General features: G+C 34.7%; 24 protein-coding genes. 19 read left to right on the top strand and 5 right to left on the bottom strand.

Translation table 11 applies throughout. The features are described 5' to 3' along the window. The first annotated feature begins 126 nt into the window (after positions 1-126). Positions 127-561, top strand: coding sequence for a hypothetical protein (locus CLOLE_RS15145; RefSeq protein WP_013658003.1), 435 nt, complete (start codon positions 127-129; stop codon positions 559-561). Between the two features lie 402 nt (positions 562-963). Here CLOLE_RS15145 and CLOLE_RS15140 read toward each other — a convergent pair whose 3' ends face one another. Together CLOLE_RS15140 and CLOLE_RS21995 are read right to left on the bottom strand one after the other, a co-directional pair. Continuing rightward, complete coding sequence (locus tag CLOLE_RS15140; protein WP_013658002.1) at positions 964-1,866, bottom strand: copper amine oxidase N-terminal domain-containing protein; 903 nt, start codon at positions 1,864-1,866, stop codon at positions 964-966. A 267-nt stretch (positions 1,867-2,133) separates the two neighbouring features. Continuing rightward, positions 2,134-3,450 (bottom strand): IS4 family transposase, encoded by a 1,317-nt coding sequence (locus CLOLE_RS21995; protein ID WP_013656278.1) that lies wholly within the window; start codon positions 3,448-3,450, stop codon positions 2,134-2,136. A gap of 766 nt (positions 3,451-4,216) precedes the next feature. Between CLOLE_RS21995 and recD2 the strand changes: the two genes are divergently transcribed. From recD2 to CLOLE_RS15055, 16 genes are all read left to right on the top strand, one after another. Next, positions 4,217-6,361, top strand: coding sequence for an SF1B family DNA helicase RecD2 (gene recD2, locus CLOLE_RS15130; protein ID WP_013658001.1), 2,145 nt, complete (start codon positions 4,217-4,219; stop codon positions 6,359-6,361). Between the two features lie 168 nt (positions 6,362-6,529). Continuing rightward, entirely contained in the window at positions 6,530-7,429 is a 900-nt protein-coding gene (locus CLOLE_RS15125; RefSeq protein WP_013658000.1) for a carbohydrate kinase family protein, read from the top strand. 446 nt (positions 7,430-7,875) lie between these two features. After that, the gene (locus CLOLE_RS15120) at positions 7,876-8,550 is read left to right on the top strand and encodes a hypothetical protein (protein WP_162145083.1); all 675 of its coding nucleotides are present in this window, start codon (positions 7,876-7,878) and stop codon (positions 8,548-8,550) included. Between the two features lies 1 nt (position 8,551). Then, a complete protein-coding gene (gene acpS, locus CLOLE_RS15115; RefSeq protein ID WP_013657998.1) occupies positions 8,552-8,935 on the top strand; it encodes a holo-ACP synthase in 384 nt (127 codons plus the stop codon). After that, entirely contained in the window at positions 8,932-10,476 is a 1,545-nt protein-coding gene (locus CLOLE_RS15110; protein WP_013657997.1) for an NAD(P)H-hydrate dehydratase, read from the top strand. The genes acpS and CLOLE_RS15110 overlap by 4 nt, the downstream gene beginning before the upstream one ends. A 32-nt stretch (positions 10,477-10,508) precedes the next feature. Beyond that, positions 10,509-10,961: a CBS domain-containing protein gene (locus tag CLOLE_RS15105; RefSeq protein WP_013657996.1), complete on the top strand. Its 453-nt coding sequence runs from the start codon at positions 10,509-10,511 to the stop codon at positions 10,959-10,961. Positions 10,962-10,970: 9 nt separating this feature from the next. After that, the gene (locus CLOLE_RS15100) at positions 10,971-11,558 is read left to right on the top strand and encodes a LolA family protein (RefSeq protein WP_013657995.1); all 588 of its coding nucleotides are present in this window, start codon (positions 10,971-10,973) and stop codon (positions 11,556-11,558) included. 38 nt (positions 11,559-11,596) lie between these two features. Then, the gene (gene alr / locus CLOLE_RS15095) at positions 11,597-12,730 is read left to right on the top strand and encodes an alanine racemase (RefSeq protein ID WP_013657994.1); all 1,134 of its coding nucleotides are present in this window, start codon (positions 11,597-11,599) and stop codon (positions 12,728-12,730) included. A 73-nt stretch (positions 12,731-12,803) separates the two neighbouring features. Beyond that, positions 12,804-13,022, top strand: coding sequence for a hypothetical protein (locus CLOLE_RS15090; protein ID WP_013657993.1), 219 nt, complete (start codon positions 12,804-12,806; stop codon positions 13,020-13,022). 1 nt (position 13,023) lies between these two features. Then, positions 13,024-13,368 carry a type II toxin-antitoxin system PemK/MazF family toxin gene (locus CLOLE_RS15085; RefSeq protein WP_013657992.1) on the top strand — a complete coding sequence of 115 codons (345 nt, stop codon included), beginning with the start codon at positions 13,024-13,026 and terminating at the stop codon, positions 13,366-13,368. A 322-nt stretch (positions 13,369-13,690) separates the two neighbouring features. Then, the gene (locus CLOLE_RS15080; RefSeq protein WP_013657991.1) at positions 13,691-14,617 is read left to right on the top strand and encodes an AEC family transporter; all 927 of its coding nucleotides are present in this window, start codon (positions 13,691-13,693) and stop codon (positions 14,615-14,617) included. 86 nt (positions 14,618-14,703) lie between these two features. Then, the gene (locus tag CLOLE_RS15075) at positions 14,704-15,171 is read left to right on the top strand and encodes a hypothetical protein (RefSeq protein WP_013657990.1); all 468 of its coding nucleotides are present in this window, start codon (positions 14,704-14,706) and stop codon (positions 15,169-15,171) included. A 47-nt stretch (positions 15,172-15,218) separates the two neighbouring features. Then, positions 15,219-17,687 carry an ATP-dependent Clp protease ATP-binding subunit gene (locus tag CLOLE_RS15070; RefSeq protein ID WP_013657989.1) on the top strand — a complete coding sequence of 823 codons (2,469 nt, stop codon included), beginning with the start codon at positions 15,219-15,221 and terminating at the stop codon, positions 17,685-17,687. A 369-nt stretch (positions 17,688-18,056) separates the two neighbouring features. Beyond that, entirely contained in the window at positions 18,057-18,470 is a 414-nt protein-coding gene (locus CLOLE_RS15065) for a hypothetical protein (protein ID WP_013657988.1), read from the top strand. Between the two features lie 891 nt (positions 18,471-19,361). Beyond that, on the top strand, positions 19,362-20,759 hold the full coding sequence (gene radA, locus CLOLE_RS15060; protein ID WP_013657987.1) for a DNA repair protein RadA: 1,398 nt from the start codon (positions 19,362-19,364) through the stop codon (positions 20,757-20,759). Between the two features lie 72 nt (positions 20,760-20,831). Continuing rightward, the gene (locus CLOLE_RS15055; protein WP_013657986.1) at positions 20,832-21,287 is read left to right on the top strand and encodes a GyrI-like domain-containing protein; all 456 of its coding nucleotides are present in this window, start codon (positions 20,832-20,834) and stop codon (positions 21,285-21,287) included. Positions 21,288-21,371: 84 nt separating this feature from the next. Here CLOLE_RS15055 and CLOLE_RS15050 read toward each other — a convergent pair whose 3' ends face one another. Then, complete coding sequence (locus CLOLE_RS15050) at positions 21,372-21,563, bottom strand: ferredoxin (protein ID WP_013657985.1); 192 nt, start codon at positions 21,561-21,563, stop codon at positions 21,372-21,374. A gap of 394 nt (positions 21,564-21,957) precedes the next feature. Between CLOLE_RS15050 and CLOLE_RS15045 the strand changes: the two genes are divergently transcribed. Next, the gene (locus CLOLE_RS15045) at positions 21,958-23,514 is read left to right on the top strand and encodes an AbgT family transporter (protein ID WP_013657984.1); all 1,557 of its coding nucleotides are present in this window, start codon (positions 21,958-21,960) and stop codon (positions 23,512-23,514) included. 163 nt (positions 23,515-23,677) lie between these two features. Here CLOLE_RS15045 and CLOLE_RS15040 read toward each other — a convergent pair whose 3' ends face one another. Beyond that, the gene (locus CLOLE_RS15040; RefSeq protein WP_013657983.1) at positions 23,678-24,157 is read right to left on the bottom strand and encodes an NUDIX domain-containing protein; all 480 of its coding nucleotides are present in this window, start codon (positions 24,155-24,157) and stop codon (positions 23,678-23,680) included. 105 nt (positions 24,158-24,262) lie between these two features. Beyond that, positions 24,263-24,661 (bottom strand): nucleoside triphosphate pyrophosphohydrolase family protein, encoded by a 399-nt coding sequence (locus tag CLOLE_RS15035; protein ID WP_013657982.1) that lies wholly within the window; start codon positions 24,659-24,661, stop codon positions 24,263-24,265. 244 nt (positions 24,662-24,905) lie between these two features. Between CLOLE_RS15035 and CLOLE_RS15030 the strand changes: the two genes are divergently transcribed. Then, complete coding sequence (locus tag CLOLE_RS15030; RefSeq protein WP_013657981.1) at positions 24,906-25,598, top strand: M48 family metallopeptidase; 693 nt, start codon at positions 24,906-24,908, stop codon at positions 25,596-25,598. The last annotated feature ends 138 nt before the right edge of the window (positions 25,599-25,736 follow it).

Here is a 25,736-nt window from a genome sequence, read left to right as displayed (position 1 = left end):
AAAGGCTATTTAACACTTGAAAATACTATCTGCACATTGAGTATCAAGCACTTTACCAAAAGTTATTTTTCACCCTCTCACAGCGCAATCACAATAGTCTATGCTACATTTTATTGGAGGAAACTGATGTTCCAAATTAATTATAGAATTGTTGAAAACGAAGATGAACTTAAAAAGATGACTAAAGAAGCCTATGATGAGGAGTGGGGAAACATTGAAGGTTTACTAGAACTTTGTTTTTATGAAAGTTCTTATGGCTATATGTATGACGGTGAAATCAGTCCTGAGATGTTAGCAGTAGGTTGTTTTCAAGATGAGTTATTAGTATCATGGTTTCATAATTTATTAGATGCTGTAGTGGCACTTCGTGAGGTGGAGCATATAACAGTTTGTGAGATGGAGTGCCCTAAGATGCTTGAATTTCAAAAGAGGGATGAATTTCTTGAAGTACGGGAAATTGATGAGATGGATGATAAGAAATCGAAGGTGCACTTTTATAAAAAGTTCAAAGTTCAATCTATGGGAAGGCTATTGTTCAGAGGGGGATACCAAGACGTTTAGTAGAATTAAAATCAGGGGAAACTTTTACAAAAGAAATAGCAGTTTGTGAAACAGATTTTATTAAAACAACTATCTTACATCATGAATTTGAGCAGGAAGTTATTAAGAAAGCTCAGCAGTTTATAGCTGATGTTGAGGAGTAGTTTCCGCATTTAGTGATGAGTAGGACGTTGATTAGACTTAGGGAGAGTATTTATAAGACAGAACAATGTATAAAAGATACATAGTTTATGAGTCAAACAGATGAATGTTTAGGAGATAAAGAAGGCAAAAAAGATAACCAAGTATATGGACACATGGTTATCTTTTTTGTTGTCACGTCTCTACCTCATTTAATCAGGTGGAGGATTTTTTAATAAAAAGTGAAGCATTTTAGTCTTAGGGAAATTGCTGAGACTTTTACTAGCCAAGAAAGTAATCAAGTGCAAAAACTTCTGGATCAGTGATAATCATTTTTTCAATATAAGACCTTACAATTTTAGATTTGGCAAAATAAATATCGCCAGTAAAGGCATCTAATAGAATAGGATATGGACCGGTAAATACCCAATAACGAGAGATTTTACCTGTACATTGAATGCTGTCAATATCGGTTTTTAGTCTATCCAAAATTGAATTGGAGTACTCAGTGTTTTGATTATATGTTTGATTAGTTAAGAAGTTATTATATGCCTCAAGGAGTTGAGCGTGTAGGAATTGAAAGGCTTCTTCTTTAGTGAATTGTTTTTGCGTAGAATTTTCATCAATAGTAATAAGCGGATTTCCTAATAGATAAAAGGGTGAAGACTCCTTATAGGGAATATAGTTTAAAGTAATAGGAAAAGCTTTTTCAAGAAAACGCAAAGGCACATAAAGGCTTCCGTTAATTGTACATACTTTATCTTCAGATAGCGCTTCAACTCCATTGATAAGAAACTTTTCTTGATTAGGCTTAACGGTAATCTGTAAAGCATTTTTTTGAATAATGGCAGTTTGAGAAGAAGCATCCCAGCGTACATTCATTCCAAGTTCTTCGCTTACAATTCTAAGAGGAATAAAGGAACGGTTATTAATGATTTGAATATTAGCAGTAGGCACAAATGTTCCATTAACCATTAAGAAAGGATGAGTTTCTTTAAATTTTAAGGATATGGTTTCTTGATTAGGGAAGGTGAAAATATAAAGCCATTTTGAAGTAAGATCTGGACGCCCTTGATAATTTAAAAGACAATAAGCTTCTGGAGTAGCAGCTTCAGTTGACAGGGGAAGAGCGATGGTTAAAAATGATAGCATTAACATTAATAGTGATTTGATTTTTCTATGCATGACACACCTCATTAGAATAAGATAAATGTATTATAGCATAATTTTCCAACAATTTAATCAAGTTTAAAATGAAGCTTATGGTGTAATGAACGCAAAAAAAGTAACCATGTATCGTGACACCAATGTCATTAAGTTAACATTGTGATAGAAACGCATCCCTAGGAAAAGAAGTTGAAGATTTATTTCTTCAGCTTCTTTTTCTATTTCCAGGTACCACAAATAGACAGATTTGCATCTGCCTCAAAATTTATATTCTTTTACAAAGATTTATGCTACTCTATAAAGGAAGCCATGAAAAAGCTTGATAGTTAAGTTTCGTTCCCTATGCCTATTAGGCCGTACAGGAATGAGATTTCTTGCGATTATGACTTCTAAATCAGGTGATGTTGCTTTTCCATGATAGAATAACCTACACATATGCACTGCAACTGAGAAATTTGCTTTATATGTATGCTTTCTTTGCTTTTTTTCAATGACTACGTGCCATGTAATCATTTCTGCAAAGTTATACATTATCATATGTGCATAGATTTCTTGTTGGATACACATCACCTTTTTTGAATGAAAATCTAACATTCCAATCGTATATTTCAAATCTCGAAAAGATGTTTCAATCCCCCAACGAGAAGCATACAGTTTTTTTACCTCATCAGGAGGATACTTTTCACTGTTTAGATTTGTAACTATTGTTTCATAGGAAGTTTCTGAAATAGGAAATCTCACTATTCGGAAGTGTAATTCATAGAATTTAGCAGGTTCAGATTTCTTGTTTTTAAGTGGTAAATAATCAAACGGTTGGGCTGAAGAAACACTTCGATAATGATTTTTGTCTTTGAAAAGTTCTTTGACTGCATTCGTTTTCTTTCTTGTAAGTTTTAAAGAAATATCAATATCAAAACAGTCTGTTTTGGGTAAATCCAATCCATTCTTTATACCATTAATTCCATCTTTGACACGAATAAGAAAGAACCATCCTTTTTCTTGAATGTGAGCCATGCTGTTGAAAGATTCATAACCTCTATCAGCTATCACGAGTGCTTTAGGAATTTCAGAACGATCAACCATTTCTTGTAGAGCGTTATGTTCATTCTTTTCTTTAGATTTTTGTATTATCACATCATGATAAATAGAATAATTTATATTATACAACGCATTTATATGCAGAAGATTATATGATTTTCTTCCATCTTTTCCAGAATGAAATGAATTTAAATCATCAGGATTGGTAGGAATCTGTACATCAGACCCATCAACAGCAAGTATGGGCATATCTTCATTAAAGTTATCTATAAGTTTACTTGAAAAGCCGTCAAATATCTTCTTAAACGCTTCAGGCTTTATCTTTTTTCTCTGCTGAACAAACGCAGAAGAAGTTGGTGTATCTGCAGATGCACCAAATAGATCTAATAATTCGTTTGTAAGGCTCCCACTTCCCATTCCAATAATTCCAGCTAAAATTTTATTCATGGGCAATTTCCTTTTGCGTAAAAAATCACTACCTGGATTGGTACAATAATCTTGCGGATTGTCAGCTATCTTTTGGATTTCATCTACTAAAAGCTTTTTAATTTGTTTGGGTTTCATATGTGTCCTCCTTGTAACTAAGTTTCCTTTAATTACAAGGGCCGCTCTCACTACCTCTTTATTCAATCAGTAGTGAGAGCGGCCGCACATTTTCTTTGTCTTGTCAACTACTTTTTCAAAAAAAGATCCCTATACCATTTGATTGGTATAGAGATCTTTTTTCGTCATCTTAACTTAATGACATTGGTATCGTGACACATGGTTACTTTTTTTGCTTGGCTCCAGACTCTAGTGAAACCTTCATAGCTGCCTTAGTAAGCCTGATTCAAGGCATAGAATGGCTCCTCAGCACTCTTCTGGCAATAGAAAGAGGCCTACTAAGGGGAAGTATGAAAGTTCAACCAATGAGTGAGGAGCTCTTAAAGTCTTAGCCGGTGCACCCTTGTGATAGGAAACTAAGGCCTTAAGACTCTGGTTAAAAAACTTTATTTGGTAGTGCAAGGTGTAAAAACGTTTTTGGCAACTTATAGATGGCGCCTCCCTGCCAGCGCACTAGTGAACATTTTCCTTAGAGCCAGAGGTACCTGTAACGACAGATTGAGACTTGGTCGACCCGGTCAGTTCCTCAAGTTGAAGCTGCGGTGATTATGCCGTGGGAAGTTGTTTGATTTGTTTTTACACTTATATATATGTGGGCTACCAGTGGACTCCCTAATAAAAATTTAATAAATTTTATGAGCAGTTGGTTTGGCATTTAACGTATTTTTTTATTTGTCGTCATATGTGATATACTAGACCTATATTAGACGTAAAAGGACGGAGTGAAATGGAAAATTTACGTGGTGTAGTAGAGCGCATTACTTATGCTAATGAGGATACTGGTTATAGTGTGATTAAGATTAGGTGTAAAGGCTATCATGAGCTTGTAACGGTAGTGGGGAGTATGGCTACTGTTAATGTAGGTGCGGTTATTACTATGAAAGGGTTTTGGTCGAGCAATCCTAAATATGGTAGGCAGTTTGAGGCTAAGGAATGGGAGGAGACTTTGCCTGCTAGTATTTATGGTATAGAGAAGTATTTAGGCAGTGGGCTTATTAAGGGAATTGGGCCTGTGTATGCTAAGAAGATTGTTAATTTATTTAAGGAGCAGACACTAGATATTATCGAAGAAGAACCTGATCGGATTATAGAGGTTCCTGGGATAGGTAAAAAACGTGTAGAGATGATTAAGAAAGCTTGGCAGGATCAAAAGGAGATTAAGAACATTATGATTTTCTTACAATCCTATGGTGTATCCACTTCTTTTGGAAGTCGTATTTATAAATACTATGGCAATGAGAGTATTGAGGTGGTTAAAGAAAATCCTTATCAGCTAGCAGATGATATTTATGGGATTGGTTTTAAAACAGCTGATGGGGTAGCAGCTAAGCTAGGGATAGAGAAGGATTCTTTTAAAAGATGCCGTGCAGGGCTTTTTTACACTCTGAGTCAACTCTCAGAGGAAGGACACTGTTTTGCTAGAACAGAGCAATTAGTGGCTAAATGTGTAGAGATATTAGAGGTAGAAGAAACAAAGGTGATAATGACTATCGACCATTTGATTAAAGAAAAGGAACTGATTAAAGAAGAACCAGATGCCATTTACTTACCACCTTTTTATTTTAGTGAAAGAGGGGTAGCGAAACGTTTAAAGGAGATTATGGCAGGTCATACGCTAAGGCAAGTGAAAAAGAGTGATGAGGTTATTGCTTTCTTAGAAAGAACGGAGCAGATGACTTATGATGATATTCAAAGAGAAGCCATTCATCTTGCAAGTAGGTCTAAGGTGATGCTATTGACAGGTGGTCCGGGAACAGGAAAGACAACCACTACTCACGGGATTATTAGTTTGTTTAAAGAGTCAGGGATGGAAGTGCTGTTGACTGCACCAACAGGAAGAGCGGCTAAAAGGATGAGTGAAGCCACTGGTATGGAAGCTAAGACCATTCACAGGCTATTAGAGTGTAAGCCACCTGAGGGGTATAAGAAAAATGAGGATCATCCATTAGTAGGTGATGTCCTTATAATAGATGAAGCTTCAATGATAGATATTATACTGATGTATAATTTATTAAAAGCCATTCCAGATCATATGATTCTTGTTATTGTTGGAGACATTGATCAGCTTCCTTCTGTAGGTGCAGGCAATGTGCTTCAAGATATGATAGCTTCTGGCGTTATCCCTACTATTAAGCTAGAACGTATTTTTAGACAAGCTATGGGAAGTAAAATTATTACCAATGCCCACAAGATTAATAAAGGAGAAAATCCGGATTTAAGAGGTGGAAAGGATAGTAATTTCTTCTTCATAGAGCAAGAAGAGAGTCAGGGGGTTATTGATACGATTGTCAAACTATGTACCAAAAGGCTGCCTCAGTATTATAAAGTGAATCCAATCAAAGACATTCAGATACTAACACCTATGCAGCGTTCTGAAACAGGTGCTGCTAACCTCAATACAGTACTGCAATCAGCACTTAATAAAAATACGCTTCATTTAAAACGAGGGGCTACTGAATATAGGCTCAATGACAAAGTGATGCAGATACGAAATAACTATGATAAGGAAGTCTTTAACGGAGATGTAGGCTTTATTTCAGACATTGATTTAGAGGAGCGTACGCTTAAAGTGACCTTTGATGAGCGGGAAATAGAGTATGAAGCATTAGAATTAGATGAACTTGTACTGGCTTATGCCACCACGATTCATAAGGCCCAGGGAAGTGAATATCCTATTGTAGTCATGCCTCTTACTTTTAGTCATTATGTGATGCTCCAGCGTAATTTAATTTATACAGGTATAACGAGAGCTAAAAAGGTAGTGGTGTTGGTAGGTAATCGTCAAGCGATTTATGTAGCAGTGAAGAACAATGAAGTAAAAAATAGAAATACCAAATTAGCTGAGAGACTACAAAGTGAATCCGTGATTTAGGAGCTTACTCATGTATAATGAACGATACATCAGGATATTCTCGTTCTAGGAGATGTCATTATTGATAAATTCCTAATAAAAAGCCAAATAATTGTATAAGAAAATAAATGGTTTCTTGAAAAAAATATAGCTATGATAAGGGTATGAATCCATTAAGGGAGGAATCTGATGAATACATACGATGTTTATTTACATGGGATGATTTTAAAGACCAATAGTTTTTTACTTAAGGATAAGTATCCTATAGCAGATACTTATGGTGAGATTAGAGAAAAGTATGAGCTGCCTGGAGGAGAAACAGGGACTTGTGCTACTGTACTTAGTAGCTTAGGGTGCACGGTAAAAATGGATGGTAATTATATGGGAGCTAAGACCTATCCTTTGATTAAGTCATTTTATCAGGATAAAAAGGTGGATATAAGTGCTTTGACAGTAGAAGAGGGCTATGATGGACTTGAGGATTATGTCATTATTGACCAAGCGACAAGGACACCTTTTGGGATGTTTCAGGGATTTTATGGTGATACGATAGAGAGGTGGAATCAGCCTAATAGGGAGGATATTAAAGCAGCTGCAGTTGTGGGACTTGATCCTTTCTTTAGAATAGCCTCAGAGGAAGTGGCAGCTTATTGCATAGAAGAGGGGAAAAAGTATGTGACGATCGATTGTCCTTATGATAGTTTTTTACATCAGAATGCTAGTATTACTATTTTATCAGGGGAGTTCTTTGGCTATACTTATCTAGATGAGGATAAAGAAGAGCTATTTGAACGTTATGTGGAAAATAGTGAGGGCTTAGTGATTTTCACAAGAGGTTCAAAGCCACTATGGTATGGTAGAAAGGCAACAGGAAGATTGAGTCTTGAGCCTTATCAAGTAGAAGTTAAAAGTACTTTAGGCGCAGGAGATACCTTTAAAGCTGCTTGTATTTATGCCTTATTAAAGGGCATGTCAGATTTAGAAACGGTCAAATTTGCTAGTGCTACAGCAGCAGTAGCTTGCACTAGATTTCCACTACCTCTTAATCCACCGCAGTTAGAGGAAGTTATAGCGTTAATGAATAGCTAAAATAAAGTAGAAAATCATTCTTTACATTAGGTTAAGGATGGTTTTCTTTTTTTGTTTGATAACAGTAAATAATGGAGCAAATTGATACAAACAACATACTCATTATGATGAAGATTGATTATTTATAAAAAACATACTAATAAGTATTTTGGGGCTTATTCAGTGAGTCTACACTATACATTCTGAATAAGCTTTTGTTATTGAGGCTTAAATTGTAAATTGTCTGCATGATTAACCGTTTTATTTACCGATATATATTTATATCTAGTGACTTAACAACGCAATCATCTAAAGTAGTCCTATATCGTACTAAGCAGTTGTCATTATAGAATAAATATAAGCTAACCATAGGATTTTATTCATTTTAGGTTTATAATAAAAGTAATAAAAATAGTTTAAACCCTAAGGTTAAAGGAAGGAGGAGAGATGCCAGTATGTTTGATTTTATGAAGAAAAAACGCCGCATTGTACTAAATGAGCAGCCTGAAGAAGAAGTGAAAGTTACCAATAGCAATGTTAATCTAAAGAAAGAGTACGTAAGTGATATTTTAAAAAGTAGGAAACTACCTATCGTACTTTTAGACCCTCTATGGCACACCATGAGAGATAGTATTCAAAGTGATATTATTAAGGCCCAGGAAAAAAACTTAAAGGAGCTTTTAAAGGAACAAGGACGTTTAAACAATGACTATAAGGAATACAGCACTGTGAAACAAAATTTTTTAAAGGAAATTTTAAATTTAAGTGGCGAAGTACAAGTTGATGGGAATAGTGAATCTATTGAAGCACTTAATAAGCTCCATCAAAGTACGGTAGGTGTCAATCAAAAACTAGAAGATATTGAAAAGCGTATAAGCGAAGTGGAAGTGGAGATTGAAAGTGCTAACCGTGAGATTATAGAAGAAATGATTGCGGTAGGGTACGAGTATATTGATGTTTGCAAGGAAAAGGAAATACGCTTAGAAAGAGAGATTACACAGCTCAGAGAGCAAATGCTTTTGAAAACAGCAGAAAAGAAAAAGTGTGAAAAGCTCTTAAAAGATGTGTATAACTACCTTCATAGCATTGTAGGAAGAGAACAAATAGAAGTCATTGACAGAGGCTTAGGAGATAAAAAATAAGATGATTATAGGTATTGGAACGGATATCATAGAGATTCAAAGAATTGAAAAAGTCATTAGTAAGACACCACGTTTTTATAAAACAGTTTATACAGAAGAGGAACGTGCATACTATGAAGCAGGACATAAAAAAGTAGAGAGCCTAGCAGGGGCTTTTGCAGCCAAAGAAGCGGTTAGTAAAGCTTTAGGGACAGGTTTTAGAGATTTCTCACCTTGTGACATAGAGGTGAGGAGAAATGCCCTTGGTAAACCAGAAGTTCATTTACTCGGCGGGGCCAAACAAGTAGCAGATGAACTAGGGGTAGGGCGAATTCATTTAACGATTTCTCACTGTCAGAGCTATTCAGTAGCTTACGTGGTGATAGAGGGAGTGGAGGAAAAATGAAGTTAATGACACCTTCAGCCATGCATGCTTTAGATGAAGCAGCGATTAAAGAATATGGCATTCCAGGCATTTTATTAATGGAGCATGCGGCTTATCATTTGTTTAAGCATTTGCAAGGTAGAGATAAGGCAGAATCTGTTGTTATCGTATGTGGACCTGGTAATAATGGAGGGGATGGTTTAGCTTTAGCAAGACAATTATTCAGCTGGGGGCAGAGCAAGGTGAAAGTGTTACTTTTAGCCCCTAGAGAGAAGCTAAGTGAAGATGGAAGAACCTATTTTGATGTTTGCCAAAAATTACAGGTGGACATGATGGAGGTAGATAAGCAAAATAGAGATACGGCTTTTAAAAGTTTAGAAGCCGCCAAGGTGATTGTAGATGCTTTATTTGGAACGGGTTTAACAAGACCTGTAGAAGGTTTATATGCTGAAATGATTGACCATATGAATCAAAGTACAGCTTATAAATTAAGTGTAGATATACCATCAGGTCTAGATGGCAATACCGGGAAAGTACAAGGCATAGGTGTGATGGCAGATTATACTATTACCTTTGTACTGCCTAAAAAGGGACTGTATCAGTATCCAGCACCGCTATATACAGGAGTGGTAGAGGTAGTGGATATTGGTATGCCCAAAGCGTTGGTAGAAGCAGCTCAAGCAGATACCTTTTCTATAGAAGAAGAGGAGATGAAGGTGCTTTTACCAAGAAGAGCTATGCGTAGCAATAAAGGAAGCTTTGGAAAGGTATTAGTCATCGGTGGGAGTCAGGGGATGTCAGGAGCCCCCGCTCTAACCAGTATGGCCGCCTATAAGGTGGGTAGTGGTACTGTTACTGCTGCCGTACCTTATGCTATATTAGAAATAATGGAACAGAAGTTAACAGAGGTAATTCATTGTGGTTTACCAGATGAAGATGGTTTTTTCAGTAAAGAAGCTGAAAAAATAATAGGAGCCATGCTAGATCGCTATGATGTGATTGCTATAGGTCCTGGTCTTGGTAGAAACAGAAGTGTATTGCCAGTGCTCATAGATGTTCTTATAAGTGATAAGCCCTGCGTCATAGATGCAGATGCACTTTATTTCATTCCGGAACTTACAGATCTGCTCCGTATTCGAAAAGCACCAACAATAATAACCCCTCATCCTGGTGAAATGGCAAGACTCACAGGACTTACGATAGCAGAAATACTAGAACAACCTTTAGAGATTGCCAAAAAAGTGGCACAGGATTTACAGGTGATAACAGTATTAAAGCTAGAAAGAACAGTGATAGCAGACCCTAATGGTGACACATATATAAACAGATATGGTAATTCAGGCTTAGCTAAAGGTGGAAGTGGTGATGTTTTAACGGGCATCATTACGGGGCTATTAGCTCAAAGTTTAAAGGCAGGTTTGCCTGCAATGGCTGCAGCCAAGTTAGGTTGTTTCTTACATGCTAAGGCAGGTGATGAAGCAGCTAAAGATTTGACTGAATATAGCTTCTTGCCAAGCGACACCATTCATTATTTAAGTCAATTATTAAAGGCGCTTATTTAAGTATTAGGGTAAAGCATATAGGGGGGAATTGTATGCGTGCAAAAGATATTATGAATAGACCGGTTGTTTTTGTAAGAAATGAAGAATTGTTAGAAGATATTATTAACATTTTAATGAAACATCAAATTAGTGGCGTACCTGTTGTTGATGAGAACAACCAATTAGTAGGGGTTGTGAGTGAAAAAGATTTAATGACAAAGGAAAAAGGTTTAAATATTTCATCATATATAGCGTTTATGACGAGTATATTAGGTATAGATGGGAAAAAGCAGTTAGGAGAAAGTAGAGCAATACTACAAACCACAACTGCCAAAGAAGTGATGTCCACTCCTGCCTTTGCCGTACATGAGGAAGCTACTATTGAAGAGGTTGTATCACTTATGATGAACAGACATATTAATCGCATACCTGTTATTAATGAAGATAACAAGCTTGTAGGTATTATAGGTAGAACAGACTTACTTCCCTTATTGTTAAACCGTTAGGGGGATAGTATGAATAAAGTACAAAGGTTTGCTGTATTAAGCTTTTTACTTATGATGACATTAGCTTTATCAGGTTGTTTAAACAACCAAGGTGCTTCTAGTGTTAAAGATTTCTTTGATGATTTCAAGGGTTATGAAGCACAGGTAAAGGTAAGTTTATTGAAGGATTCAAAACCTAATGTACTAAGGATGAAACAAAAAGCCGATTTAAAAGGCAATTATGAATATATCTTAGAAGAACCAACTCATTTAAAGGGCTTATGTGTCACCTATGATGGAAGGCGCATTACCCAGTACCACCCAGCTACAGGTCAAACAGTTGAGTGTGAACCTAGTCAGGCTCGCCAAGAAATGCTTTTAACCAGTTTTGTAGAACGCTATCAATCCTCTAAAGAGGTGAAGAAAGATGTGGTTAAGCAAGATGGTAAAACTTTAGTGACAATTGAAATGCCTATAGAAGGTGGGTTCAAGTATATGGCTAAAGAAAAGCTTTATTTAGATGAGGAGAAACTGTTACCTATTCAAATGATTATATATGATGAAACAGGCAATATTACCTTACAGGTTGACTACGAAAGTTTCAAATACAATGATTAGATAAGAATGAGAACGTTAAGTTTCTCAGGGAGGTAAATATGGAATCTCATAGACCACGTGTTGTTGCAGAAGTTAATTTAGGTGCAATAGAACATAATTATAAACAAATTCGTCAGCATATACCGAATCATACAGAAATAATGGCTATTGTCAAAGCAGATGGTTATGGTCATGGTGCCAAGGAAGTAGCGAACTTTTTACAAGAGCAAGGTGTCAATCGTTTTGCAGTTGCTATTGTAGCAGAAGGTGAAGAACTAAGAAGTAGTGGTATCACATCACCTATTTTAGTTTTAGGCTATACACCACGAGCAGATATTAAAACACTTATAGAAAATGATTTAACTCAAACTGTTTTTTCTTATGAAATGGCAAAAACCATATCTGATGAAGCAGGCCGCCTTGGTAAGACCGTCAATATTCATTTAAAGGTAGATACAGGGATGGGGCGCATTGGTTTTTTATCGTCACCTAAAAGTATAGAAGAGATTTTAATGATTACAAAGCTTCCTCATATTAATTTAGAAGGTATTTTTACACACTTTTCTACAGCGGATGAAGAAGATACAAGTTATACAAAAGAACAATGGAGTATATTTGAAGGCTTTTTAAAAGAATTAAGTGAAGTAGGGCTTGAACTTCCTATTATTCATGCAGCTAATAGCGCAGCCATTATGTGTCATGAGTATACGCATTTAAACTTAGTAAGACCTGGTATTATTCTTTATGGATACTATCCTTCACCTTATTTAGGAGGGAAAGTACTAGACCTTGAGCCAGCCATGACACTTAAAACGCAAGTTGTTCATGTGAAAGAACTGCCAGAAGGTCAGTACGTCGGCTATGGTAGAAAATTTTACACCCATCAGAAAACTAAAATTGCTACGATTCCAGTCGGTTATGCAGATGGTTATTCAAGAAATTTAGGTAATAAGGGCAGAGTTCTCATAAGAGGACAGTATGCACCTATAATAGGAAATATTTGTATGGACCAATTTATGGTTGATGTCACTCATATCAAAGGTGTATCCGTAGAAGATGAGGTTGTACTCTTTGGTAAACAACAAGATGCAGTCATTCCAGTTGAAGAAATTGCTCAAAGCTTAGGCACCATTAATTACGAGATTGTATGTATGATTGGTAAAAGAGTTCCACGTATTTATATAAAACCTTAAAAAATTGAATAACATCGTATAAATTTATGAAAAATCGGCAACAATGAAAATAGCTAGTTAGGAGTAAATCACGATGTTAGTAGGGAGTGATTTGCGAATGGCGAAATCTAGAAGTGATTTTCAGTTGACCAAAGAAGAGAGAGAAACAATCCCTAAAATCAAAAAAGAAATAAATACGATGAAAAAAGGCTATAAGGAGATGGCAGCGATTAATCTAGCGCTCTCAAACCTCTATTTTGAAATAGAAAGTGAGGCAGAGTCTTATTACGATCGCGTAGCGGAGTGTGAGTAAAGTGCAAGTAAAACGTGGAGATATTTTTTATGCGGACTTAAGTCCAGTTATTGGTTCAGAACAAGGGGGCATTCGCCCTGTATTAGTAGTACAAAATGATGTTGGTAACAAATTTAGCCCTACAGTGATCTGTGCGGCAATCACTTCAAAGATTAACAAAGCAAAGCTACCTACACATGTAGAGATTGATGCAGCAGAATATGAGCTTGTTAAAAATTCTGTTATACTCCTCGAGCAAATCAGAACGATTGATAAGAGACGACTAAAGGAAAAAATCTGTCATTTAGACGATAGGCTTATGGCACAAGTAGACAAAGGGATTATGATTAGTTTCGCATTACAATAAAATACATAAAAAATGTATCTGGAGACTTTAATCAAGTCTCCTTTTTGTTGCTTTTTTGTATAAAAGGATAGAGGAATAGCTAAAAGATAGGATTATACGTCAATCGTTGAGCTATTCGAGGGGGGGTGTTTTTTAAGTAGCTAAGAAGTTTTAGTAGGGAGTGAGCTTTCTATGTTATTAATTGCCTACTAATGAGGTGCATAAGTATTGTAAAGATGTAATTCAGGAAATTGACTTTGACACTTGAATAAGATATGGTAGAATAAAGGTTAACATTAAGGGGAAACTAGAATTTGCATAGGACGACTTAAAGGAGATTTACATGGAATTAACAAAGGTTTACATACAGCTTGGCATTTTATTTATACTCATGTTAACGGGCTATCTATTGGGTAAACTTAAATTTTTTACAGCAGAAAATAATGCAACCTTTTCAAAATTTATTGTTAATGTTGCATTACCAGCAGTTATTATTTCTGGAATGAATATGCCGCTGACAAAAGAAAATATGAATAGAGCACTCACAATATTTGGATTATCATTTATTGTCTATGCGCTGACCTTTATAATCGCTTGGTTCATACCTAAAGGGCTTACAAAGAACAATCAGCAAAGAGGTGTTTTAAGCTTTATGCTCATGTTTTCTAACTGCGCTTTTATGGGATATCCAGTACTTGGGGCCTTACTTGGGCAAGAAGCCATTTTTTATGTAGCTATTTACAATATTTGTTTTAATATTTTAGTTTATACTTTAGGTATTAAATTACTTGAAACAGGCAACAATCAAAGCAAAAGTTTTGATTATAAGCTTCTCATTAATCCAGGGATTATAGCAAGTTTAATAGGCCTTGTATTATTTGTGTCAGGTATAGAGCTACCAGCATTTATAAGTGGAAGTATTGATGCTATAGGCAGTATTTGCACACCCCTTTCTATGATTGTTATAGGAAGCATGTTAAGCCTTTTATCACTGAAGAAAATGTTTGGGGAAACAAAGATATATATTTTGGCAATTGTGAGACTTTTTTTACTTCCTTTCATTATTTTTACATTATTAAAGTATATACTAAGGATAGAGGATTCATGGCTTATTATGATTCCTGTTATAGTAGCAGGTATGCCTGTGGCTAGTAACGCAGCAATGATGGCAGAAGCTTATGAAAGTGATGCGGAGCTAGCTTCTCAGGGGGTTTTAATTACGACCTTGCTTAGTTGCATTTCTATACCGCTACTTATATACTTTATTTAGCTATTATGAAGAGATAAACATGCATATACTAGAATGAGGACATTCAGCCGAAATAAAAAATAAAATAAAAATGGGAGGGCTTTAAAATGTCAGATGTATTCAGTAAATTAGGGGATAGTTTAAAATCAACACTTAAGGTAGCCACAGAACAAACACAAAAATCAGTAGATCAAGTAGCTTGCAGAACTGACTTAATGAATAAAAGAAATGAATTAAAAAGATTATTTACATCACTAGGTGAAGCACAATACAAATGCTATGTGGAACAAGTTGAATGTGAAGAAAGAGATGCACTTTATGCTAAAATTGATGCACTTAAACTACAAATCACAGAAATTGAACAGCGTTTAGGTGAAATTGTAACAACACAAAAGAGCAGCCTAGACTCTTATAAGAGAGAAGTTAAGTCAACTTGGAATGAACCAGAAACACAAGAGAAAAAAGCAGATCTTGAAGAAGATGGTATTGAGATTTTAAAGGTTTGCCCAGTATGTAATACAGGCAATCATGAATATGCAGCTTATTGTATTAAATGCGGTAACAAATTTGAATAAGCAAATAAAATGCAGCATGAGTACCTGAGACAAAGGAGATGAACAACATGGAAATTAAGTTTACACCACAGGCCCAAATGGCCATTGAATATGCTGAACAAGTTATGACAGATTTTAGACACGGTTATTTAGGAACTGAACATCTGCTTGTGGGGCTTATTCATGCCAAAAACTCTGTTGCCCAAAAGGCTCTTGAAGCATGTGGAATTACAGAAGAAGACATTTTAGATAAAATTAAAGATATTATTGGTATGGGAGGAAGTCCACTGGTAGCAACCAGGGACTTCACCCCACGTGTTAAACGTATATTTGAAATGAGTACCCAACTTGCAAAACAACTAGGCAGTGAGAGTATTGGAACAGAGTATCTTTTAATTTCAGTATTAAAGGAAAAGAATTGTATAGCAGTTAAATTATTAGAAACATTAGGCATTAATATAAGCAAACTTTTATCTGTTTTAATGGAGATGTTAACAGGTAGCACTCAAAAAACAGAAGCTAGCTTTAGTACGACTAAGGCTGGTGAACCAGCAACTAAGTCTACAACACCTACTTTAGATAAATATAGTAGAGATTTAACAACTTTCGCTAGAGAGGGTAAGTTTGACCCTATTGTGGGACGTGAAAAAGAGATTGATCGTGTGATTCAAATTCTTTCTAGAAGAACCAAAAACAATCCTTGCTTAGTAGGTGAGCCAGGAGTAGGTAAAACTGCCGTAGTAGAAGGCTTAGCACAAAAAATAGCATCAGAAGAAATCCCGGATTTATTAAAAGGTAAACGTGTGGTTTCTTTAGATCTTTCTTCTATGATTTCCGGTACTAAATACCGTGGTGAATTTGAAGAGCGTATTAATAAAGTGATTGAAGAAGTAAGGTTAGCAGGAGATGTTATCTTATTTATTGATGAACTTCATACTATTATTGGAGCGGGTGCAGCAGAAGGTGCCATGGATGCCTCTAATATTTTGAAACCTTCTTTAGCAAGAGGAGAGGTGCAGCTTGTAGGTGCTACGACTTTAGATGAGTACCGCAAACATATTGAAAAAGATGCAGCCCTTGAGAGACGTTTCCAACCTGTACAGGTTGAGGAACCTAGTGAAGAAGAGACCTTAGAAATCTTAAGAGGTATTAAAGATAAATACGAAGTGCATCATCAAGTTCAAATTACAGATGATGCCATTAAAGCAGCTGTTAAGTTGTCTGCTCGCTATATAGCAGACCGCTACTTACCAGATAAAGCCATTGACTTATTAGATGAAGCGGCTTCTAAAGTAAGATTACGAGCTTTTACAGCGCCTACTAATATTAAAGAATTAGAGGAACAGCTGAGTAGTCTAGGTGAACAAAAAGAAATAGCTATTATGAATGAAGAATACGAAAAAGCCAGTGAAATTAAACGTAAGGAAAATGAGATTAAAGAAAAAATCGCTAATGCGAAGGTTGAGTGGGATGCTAAGCATACGAAAAACAACCAAGTGGTTGGCGAAGAAGAAATAGCAGATATCGTAAGTAGCTGGACCAATATTCCAGTTAAACGTTTAGCAGAAGAAGAAACGGAAAGGTTAAAGCAAATGGAGAAAATCCTTCATGAACGCGTAGTTGGTCAAGAGGAAGCCATTGTTGCCGTTTCAAAAGCTGTTAGAAGAGGTCGTGTTGGTTTAAAAGATCCAAACAGACCTATTGGTTCCTTTATGTTCTTAGGACCTACGGGTGTAGGTAAGACAGAGTTAACGAAAGCATTGGCAGAAGCTATGTTTGGAGACGAAAATGCCATGGTACGTGTAGATATGTCTGAGTACATGGAAAAGCATACGGTTTCTAAGATGATTGGTTCACCTCCAGGCTATGTAGGTTACGAAGAAGGTGGCCAATTAACAGAGAAAGTAAGACGTAAACCATACTGCGTTGTTTTATTTGATGAGATTGAAAAGGCCCATGGTGATGTATTTAATATCCTACTTCAGATTTTAGATGATGGCCATATTACCGATTCTAGAGGTAGACGTATTAACTTTAAAAATACGATTATTATCATGACTTCAAATATTGGGGCAAGAAGTATTATTTCACCTAAAAAGGTAGGTTTTATCTCAACTGAGGATGCAGAAAAGTCCTATGAAGATATGAAGAAAAACGTAATGGAAGAAGTGAAGAGAACCTTTAAACCAGAGTTTTTAAATCGTATTGATGAGACACTTGTATTCCATCCATTAAGTACAAAAGAAATTAGAGAGATTGCTGATATTATGATTAAGAGATTAATCACACGTATTAGTAAAAACGTAGGAATAGAAATTCAATTAACCGAAGAAGCCTTAGATTTCTTAGGTAAAAAAGGGTATAATCAAGCCTATGGTGCTAGGCCACTTAGAAGAACGATTCAGACCTATATTGAAGATAAGCTTTCAGATGAAATTTTATCAGGAAACTTCAAAGAGGGAGATGTTGTTTCGGTAACTGTAGATGGTGAAGTATGCGTATTTACTAAACAAGATCAGCTTGCAAAGGTAAAGTAAATAAGTCTTGAAATACTAAAATCAAGTGAATAAATTTAAAGATATTAAAATCAAGTAACTACACTTAAAAATACTAGAATCAAGTGATTAAGCTTAAATACACTAAAAATAGGTAAATAAATTTTAGAAACAATGAAATCAAATAAATAGGTTTTATAAGTGCTAAAATTAAGTGTTTGGGTTGAGTAAATTTGATAACGGTTATTTTTTGAATAAACAGACTAAGTAAATAAGTATATAATGTGAGGATAAAGTAAAATTGAATATAAATATTCATATACTTTTCACCTAGTATCATGTATAATAAAGGCATGAATAAGATTTAAAAATAGAGATAAACAAAGAGATAAAACATTGGAGGATTTAGCAATGGCAGTTGTTAATGAAATTATACGTGTTGAAGAAAACGGGGCACTTAGTTTTGGTAACTACGAACTTCAAGAGAAAACAAAAGTAGTAGACTTCGAAGTAGAAGGTAGATTTTATAAAGCAAAAACTTTTTACGAAGTAACTAAACTTAAAAGAGATGGTGCTTTAGTATATGAGTCATTACCAGGAACAGCAGTGCACCAGTTTAAAGTTACAGATAATGGTGTGAGCTTTGAAGTAGAAGGTAATGGTAGTTCACAAATCACCATGGAATTAGAACCAGCTACGGACTATAAACTTATTATTAGTGATGTAACAGTAGGCAATATTCGTTCAACTGTTTCAGGAAAATTAAGCTTTTCTGTAGACTGTGCAAAAGAAGCACAAACAGTAGAAATTAAAAAAGTAAAATAATAAAGTCTATAAGGTCGCCTAAGGAAGAAAGTTTCCCTAGGCGATTTTTTAGTGTGTTCATCATGATGATACACTGGTCCGAATAACAAAAATCATATGAAAGACGTATGTATGGATGAGCTTGATAAGTAGACCTAAGGTCCATAATACTTGAAAATGAATATTATAAACAGTCAGATAGATAAGAAAATGGCATTTTTATTGAAGACTCAGAGATAAAGAACTAGAGTGAATTCCAAAGTTATATTCTAAGTAGTGATATAAATTGGAATGCCAAGAAGTCAGAAGGAATCATAGAAATTAAACTTCAATAAATGATTTTGTGTTTCTTATTCGATAGGCGAATAAAGGGTACAATTATCATGTGAATGGAAAAATTAATCCTAAATACGGGAATAATAGATATACTATTAGATATAATTTCTAAGTATCACTATATATAATGAAGAAAAAATAGTAAGTGCATTATATCTAATAATGTGTGCTAAGCAATGCATCCCTGAATCAAGGGAATGGAGAAAGAATAAAGGAAACAAAAGATCAGTAATGCGTTCATGATCAACTCATATGAGAAGTATAAGAAAAGTGGTTTTAAATGATAAAAAGGTTTATACTATAAATGATGCTCAAGGGACTGTAAAATAGCAGTATAGAATAAAAATGATAAGTTTGAGTGCAGGAAAAATTATTTTTCTTTATAGCAGTAAGGCACTAAAAACTTCTATGTATAGTAGAAGAGGGGTAGATTTAAATAAGGGATAGAAAAAGGATAGAAAAAGGATAGAAAAAGATAAAGATAAGAAAAGATAAAGATAGGAAAATAAATAAAATAAATAAAATAAAGAAACAAGGAAAAATAAAAAGATAGTATAAGATAAGAAAGGAATAACTATGGCAAAAGCAAAGCAAATTTATGTATGTACAAGTTGTGGACAAGTCTATTCAAAATGGCAAGGAAAGTGTGATGCCTGTAAGGAATGGAATACAATAGAAGAACAACAACCAGAGCCTGTAAGAAAAACAGGGGGTGCTAGAAGTAAAGGTTCTATTCCTACTAAAAGGTTAGTTGATGTAGAAAGTAGTACATCCGCTCGTATTATTACAGGGATTAGTGAATTTAATCGTGTAATGGGCGGTGGTATTGTTAAGGATTCTCTTACTATTATTACAGCTAGACCTGGAGCAGGTAAATCTACCTTGTTACTTCAGGTAGCTCAAGATGTAGCTAATCAAGGTATGAATGTTCTCTATGCTTCAGGAGAAGAAAGTGATAGCCAAATCAAAAATAGAGCAGAACGTATTTTAGAGAGTATTCATCCGAATATATGGATTCATTCAGATGTAAGTATGAATCATGTTTTAGATTTAATAGAAGAAGTAGAGGCAGACCTCATTATAATAGATAGTATTCAAACCTTTATCATGGAAGAGTATAACTCAAGGCCAGGCAGTCCTGTGCAAACTATGGAATGTGCTAATGCGCTGTTACAAGTTGCGAAAAATGGTACAAAGCCTAGGGCGATTATTATTGTAGGACAAATGACAAAAGATGATGAAATTGCTGGGGTTAGAGCACTAGAGCACTTAGTAGATGCTGTACTTATTATTGAAGGAGAAAGTGGCGAAGAACTGAGAGGAGTAATTGCATCTAAAAATCGCTTTGGTTCTACAGGAGAAGCAGCTTTCTTTGCTATGACAGAAAGAGGTATGGAACCTATTGAAAATCCATCAGAGTATTTTATGACCATGAGAGAAAAAAATGAGCAAGTTTCTGGGTCAGCCCTTACTGTGGTTAGAGAAGGTTCAAGGCCTATTATTGTAGAAATTGAAAGCCTTGTTAGTACGTCATTTACCCCTTATCCAGCTAGAATCAGTGAAAATATGAAGAGAGAGCAACTTAATACGCTTATTTCTATTCTAGAGCAACGAGGTAAGGTACAACTTTATGATAAGAACGTAGTTGTAAAAACAACAGGTGGTTTAAAACTTAAGGAACAAGCTGTTAACTTAGCTGTAGTCATGAGTGTTGTTTCCTCAGAAAAAGGAAAAGGTATACCAAGTGACACTATTTTTATAGCAGATATTGGCCTTACTGGTGAACTTAAAAGAGTACCAACTTTAGAAGCGAGGCTAAAGGAAGCTGATCGCATGGGATATAAAAAAGCTTATGTAGCTAGAAAGGCTCTTCAAAGAGAAGTGACATTTAAAAATCTACAAGTTATTGAGAAAAACACATTAAGTGAAGTGATTTGGAGTGTGTTTGAAGAAAGAAAGGACTTACCATTTTAAATATGACATACTATTGTCAAATTCCATAACTTATAATGTCCATATCATAGTATATGAAGGAGAGATAATAAAATGGAATATGAAATAGTTAATATAACGGAGAAGCTATTAGTAGGTGTAGGTGCTCGCACTAATAATCAATCGCCTAATGTAACACAGATTATAGGAGGTTTATGGCAGCAATTGTTTGGTGAAAACCTCTATTTAACAATGAATCAAAAGAAAGATGATACAACTATTTGTCTTTATGATCACTATGAAGCAGATTGGACAGGAGATTATGATGTAACAATAGGGTGTGAGGTAAATACTATAGAGGGGAATGAGGCTTATATAGTTAAGCATATTCAAGCGGGAAGATATGCCAAGTTTATTTTAAAGGGAGATATGAATCAAGTTGTACCAATGTTTTGGAATAAACTTTGGCAAATGAAAGAATTGAAGAGAAGCTATAAGAGTGACTTTGAACACTATATTAATAATGATGTACAGAATAGTGAGATTCATATGTATATAAGTATAGAATAAAACTTTTTACTTGCATGTATTAAGTCGGAATGAAACATGATTAGAGAAATAAAAAAGCAACGTGACAAATGTCACGTTGCTTTTTTATTTCTCTATAGTAATAGCATCAACTGGGCAGCTACTACAAGCTTCTTCAGCAGCTTCTACTAATTCATCTGCGATTGAATCTGCAATTGGTTCTGATAAACCGTCTGCGTTCATAGTAAAAACTTCTTCAGATATAGATGCACATAAACCGCATCCAATACATATATCATGATCAACGATTGCTTTCATATAAATATACTCCTTTTATAAAAATATTGCTCTACTATAAGTAGTAGAAGATATAGTTATTATAACACGAAGTAATATTAAAAGATAGTAGTTATTGATTATTTAATATTCAATAAAAAGATGGATAACTTCCAAAAGCGACGTATAAATGCAATTTTAAATGCATCAAGCTGCAAAATACTCAGTTCTATAAGTTTTTTGCTTATATGTAAATAAGATTTAAAAGGATAAGTAATGCTTGATTATCAAGGCTCTTTATATGTTATATGTTACATGTACATATAGTTTACATAAATTAACTGGTTAACGCTCTTGCAAAAGCTAAATCTTGTTGTTATAATAAGACCAGATTAAATGAGTTGACATAAAATAAAATGACAGCAGGAGGAAAAGTATGAAGACGGAAAAGAAAAGACAGAAAAAGTCTCTTATTGAGACGATTGGTAAGAAGATACCCGATCCAGTTATTATCTTTATGGGGTTATTTGCCATTACTATGGTTTTAACATATTTCTTAGGCGGAAAAGAGTTCTCAACTTTAGCAAAAGACGGTAGTACAATTACTTATCAAATTAAAAATATGTTCGAAGCAGAGAATATGAGATGGATTTTTGATAACGCGCTACTTAAAAACTGGTTATCATACGGAAACGGCGTATTAGGAACAATTCTTGTTGTTATGTTAGGTGTTGGTTTAGCAGAACAATCAGGTCTTTTATCAACACTTATTAAAAAGGTAGGTCTAAAAGTATCAGATAAGTTTTTGCCATTCATACTTGTATTCTTAGGGATTATGAGTAGTATAGCAACAGATGCAGGATATATTATTCTTGTCCCTTTAGCTGGTTTACTTTATGCAGGGCTTAAGAAAAATCCACTTATCGGTATGGCAGCAGCCTTTGCTGGGGTATCAGCAGGGTTTAGTGCTAACCTGATTCCAGCAACACCAAGTGATATTATTTTAGGTACTAATGCAAAAGCTTTTGCTGAGGCTCAAGGTATACCTTTTGTGACAGCAGCTGGTAAAGCTATTACACCAGCAACAATGCATTACATTTTCATTGTGGTATCAACAATTGCCTTAACACTTGTTGGTGGCTTTATAACGATCAAATTTATTAAACCAAAATTAGAAAAACAAGATTATACTATTCCAGCAGACATGAACTTAAATGAGTTTACTGTTAAACCAGAAGAAAACAAAGCTTTAAAATGGGCAGGACTTGGTCTTCTTATTGGTGGAGCGGTCGTAGCACTTCTTGCATTTGGACCTTTAGCTTCTTATGAAGTAGTAGATGAAGCAACTGGCGTGGCTAAAACAGTAACACCATTAATGGATAACATTATTTTAATCATTACTTTCGTATTCTTTATGCCAGGTTTATTCTATGGCTATAAAGTAGGTAAGTTTAAAAAGATGGAAGACGTTGTAAAAGCAATGTCAACTGCTATGAGTTCAATGGGATATACTATCGTGTTAACATTCTTCTCATATAACTTTTTGGCACTTCTTAGTGAGTCACAACTTGGAACCTATTTAACTTATTTAGGTGCCACAGGTCTCCAAAATATGGGACTTGCAGACTATCCAATTCTATTATTAATCGGATTTATTATTACAACAGCAATAATTAACTTGTTTGTTGGTGGTATGACATCAAAATGGATGTTACTTGGACCGATTTTCATTCCTATGTTATATAATGTAAATAGTTCAATGACACCAGATATGGTTGCAGCAGCATATCGTGTAGCAGACTCTTCAACTAATATTATTACACCATTAATGTCTTATGCAGGTTTAATTCTCGTATTCATGAGAAAATATAAACCTGAATACTCAGTGGGTGATTTAATCAGTTTAATGTTCCCATATTCTATGGCGTTCTTAGTAATATGGACAACTATCCTTATTGGATTCTTCACATTTGGTATCCCATTAGGATTCTAAGAAAATAAAAAGCGGTTACTATTTTTAGTTTTAGACACTAAAAATAGTAACCGCTTTTTATTGAGCCATCATTTATGATGAACATGGATAAAAGATAAGAGAATAATTGCTAAATCATTAAGAATCAATGTAGCATATAAGTTATCATCTTATTTTAAGTGGATTATTCTGTTTCAACTTGACCACGTTGGTAAACCTCATGCCCAACAAAACCAGTTTTTAAGTCCTCCCAAAATTGTTCTTTGAACACAGGAGGGAATATAGGAATTCCAGAAGATTTTAATTCCTGTTCAGAAATGAAGCGACATTCTTTAATATATTGTTCTACAACTTCAGGATCAGTACCAGCTTCTAAATCTTCAATATTATCTACAGTGGTTAAAAAAAACATTCCTAGATGATGTGTATTGATAGCATAATCCACATATTCACTCATATAAATAAGCTGTATAGGACGACAACGAACATGACACTCTTCTTCAACTTCGCGTACAATGGTATCAATAACACTTTCTTCAGGTTCCATACCTCCACCAGGAAGGGTCCACCATTCAAAGCCTGTACGGGGATCTTTTTGACGAAGAACAAGTAGTTCATTGTGTTCATTTAATATGACAGCGGCAGCTCTTGGTCGTAGATTCATAAAAGCCTCCTCAGACTAGTGTGTCATTAATCTACGAACATTATAGCACGAGTTATAAATAATAAATAGGAAAAGTATACAATTCTTAGACATTTTGACAAAATATTAGCGCAAGGAGTATTTGCCCAGTAGTTCAGTGCGGTATTTTTCTTTTTCTAATACATCTGAAAGCGAGAGGTCAAAAGTGTTAGCTATAGCACCTAAATAGAAAAGAACACGCCCTAATTCCTTTTCAAAAAGATCTTCACAACTAGGACATAATTTCCCTGAAATATGAGTACACATTGCATTTTTAATTTCTTCTATAGATGAACTTTCAGTGAAAGTATAGGTTTGTTTATGAGCCTCTATTGTAATGCAGCCACAGGTGGTAGCAGCTTTAGAAATAGTTCGGCAGAGGTGTGTGCAGGCATCTTGTAACTTAGTAGTTTGATCTAAGATACTCTTATTTCTTATTAAAATAGTATCGATGAAATCTTGAAAGGCTTCAAGTTCAGTTGACATATAAATCTCCTTCTTTATGGTAATTATACCTTATTATAGCATTTATAATCTAAAAAATAAACAAAATAATAAATGTTAATTAAATACTGACAAATATAGGGAAGGTTGTTTTTTGTAAAAAAATAAGATAAAGTAAGCTATATGTAAACTTAGATATGTACAAAAAACGCAAAAGTTGATATAATTAAAATGTTGTTTTGAGAAACATATATGCTTTATTAACAACTAAAAAAGGGGTATTAAGATGAAACTTAACTTTGATTACAAAGGCACCAAGATAACCTATGACTTAACGTATAAGAAAACAAAGGCGATATCTATCAAAATTACTGAAGAGGGCAAAGTGAACGTTATTGCACCAATAGGTACCTCTATTTATGCTGTCATGGATAAAGTAAAAGGAAATGCACCATGGATTATCAGTGAGCTATATCGCAATAGACCACAAGCATCGCAGTCACAATTACTAGAACAATATACGTATTTAGGAAAGAACTATAAGTTAGAGATAGTAACTAGTTCTGAACTAAAAGAAATTAAAGTAAAGATGTTAAGAGGAAAACTTGTAGTTGAAACTTATACAGAATCTACTGCAGAAATAAGACAAGCTATTATTGATTGGTATAAGCAAAAAGTAAATGCGAAGATCAAAGAGCGTTTAAAGGCATATAAAGAAATGTTCGAAATGGTGCCAGCACAAGTTGAAGTAATGGATGATAATACAATTTTATTCCGTAGTGATGAAACCTGCATAACTGCCAATGTAAGAGTGGGAATAATGCCTGTAGAGATTATAGATTATATTTTAGTAAGTAGTTTATGTCGTATAAATGGTCTAGTAGATGGAAAAGAAGTAGGTAAAATGGAAGAAATTATTCCAAGCTTTGAAAAAAGTAAAGAATGGTTAGAAGAAAATAAGAATAAGTTAACTCTATAAAATGTGTTGACAAGTAGTGAGTATATCTAGTATAATTCATGAAGTCAGCACAAAACGGGTTGACTAAAAAGAAAAAATAATGCCTTGACATATAACAAGATAAATGCTATATTGTATAGGCACCTGTACTTTGAAAAC

This window comes from Cellulosilyticum lentocellum DSM 5427 (assembly GCF_000178835.2).
GTDB lineage: Bacteria > Bacillota > Clostridia > Lachnospirales > Cellulosilyticaceae > Cellulosilyticum > Cellulosilyticum lentocellum.
This window is presented reverse-complemented; position numbering and strand designations above follow the sequence as displayed.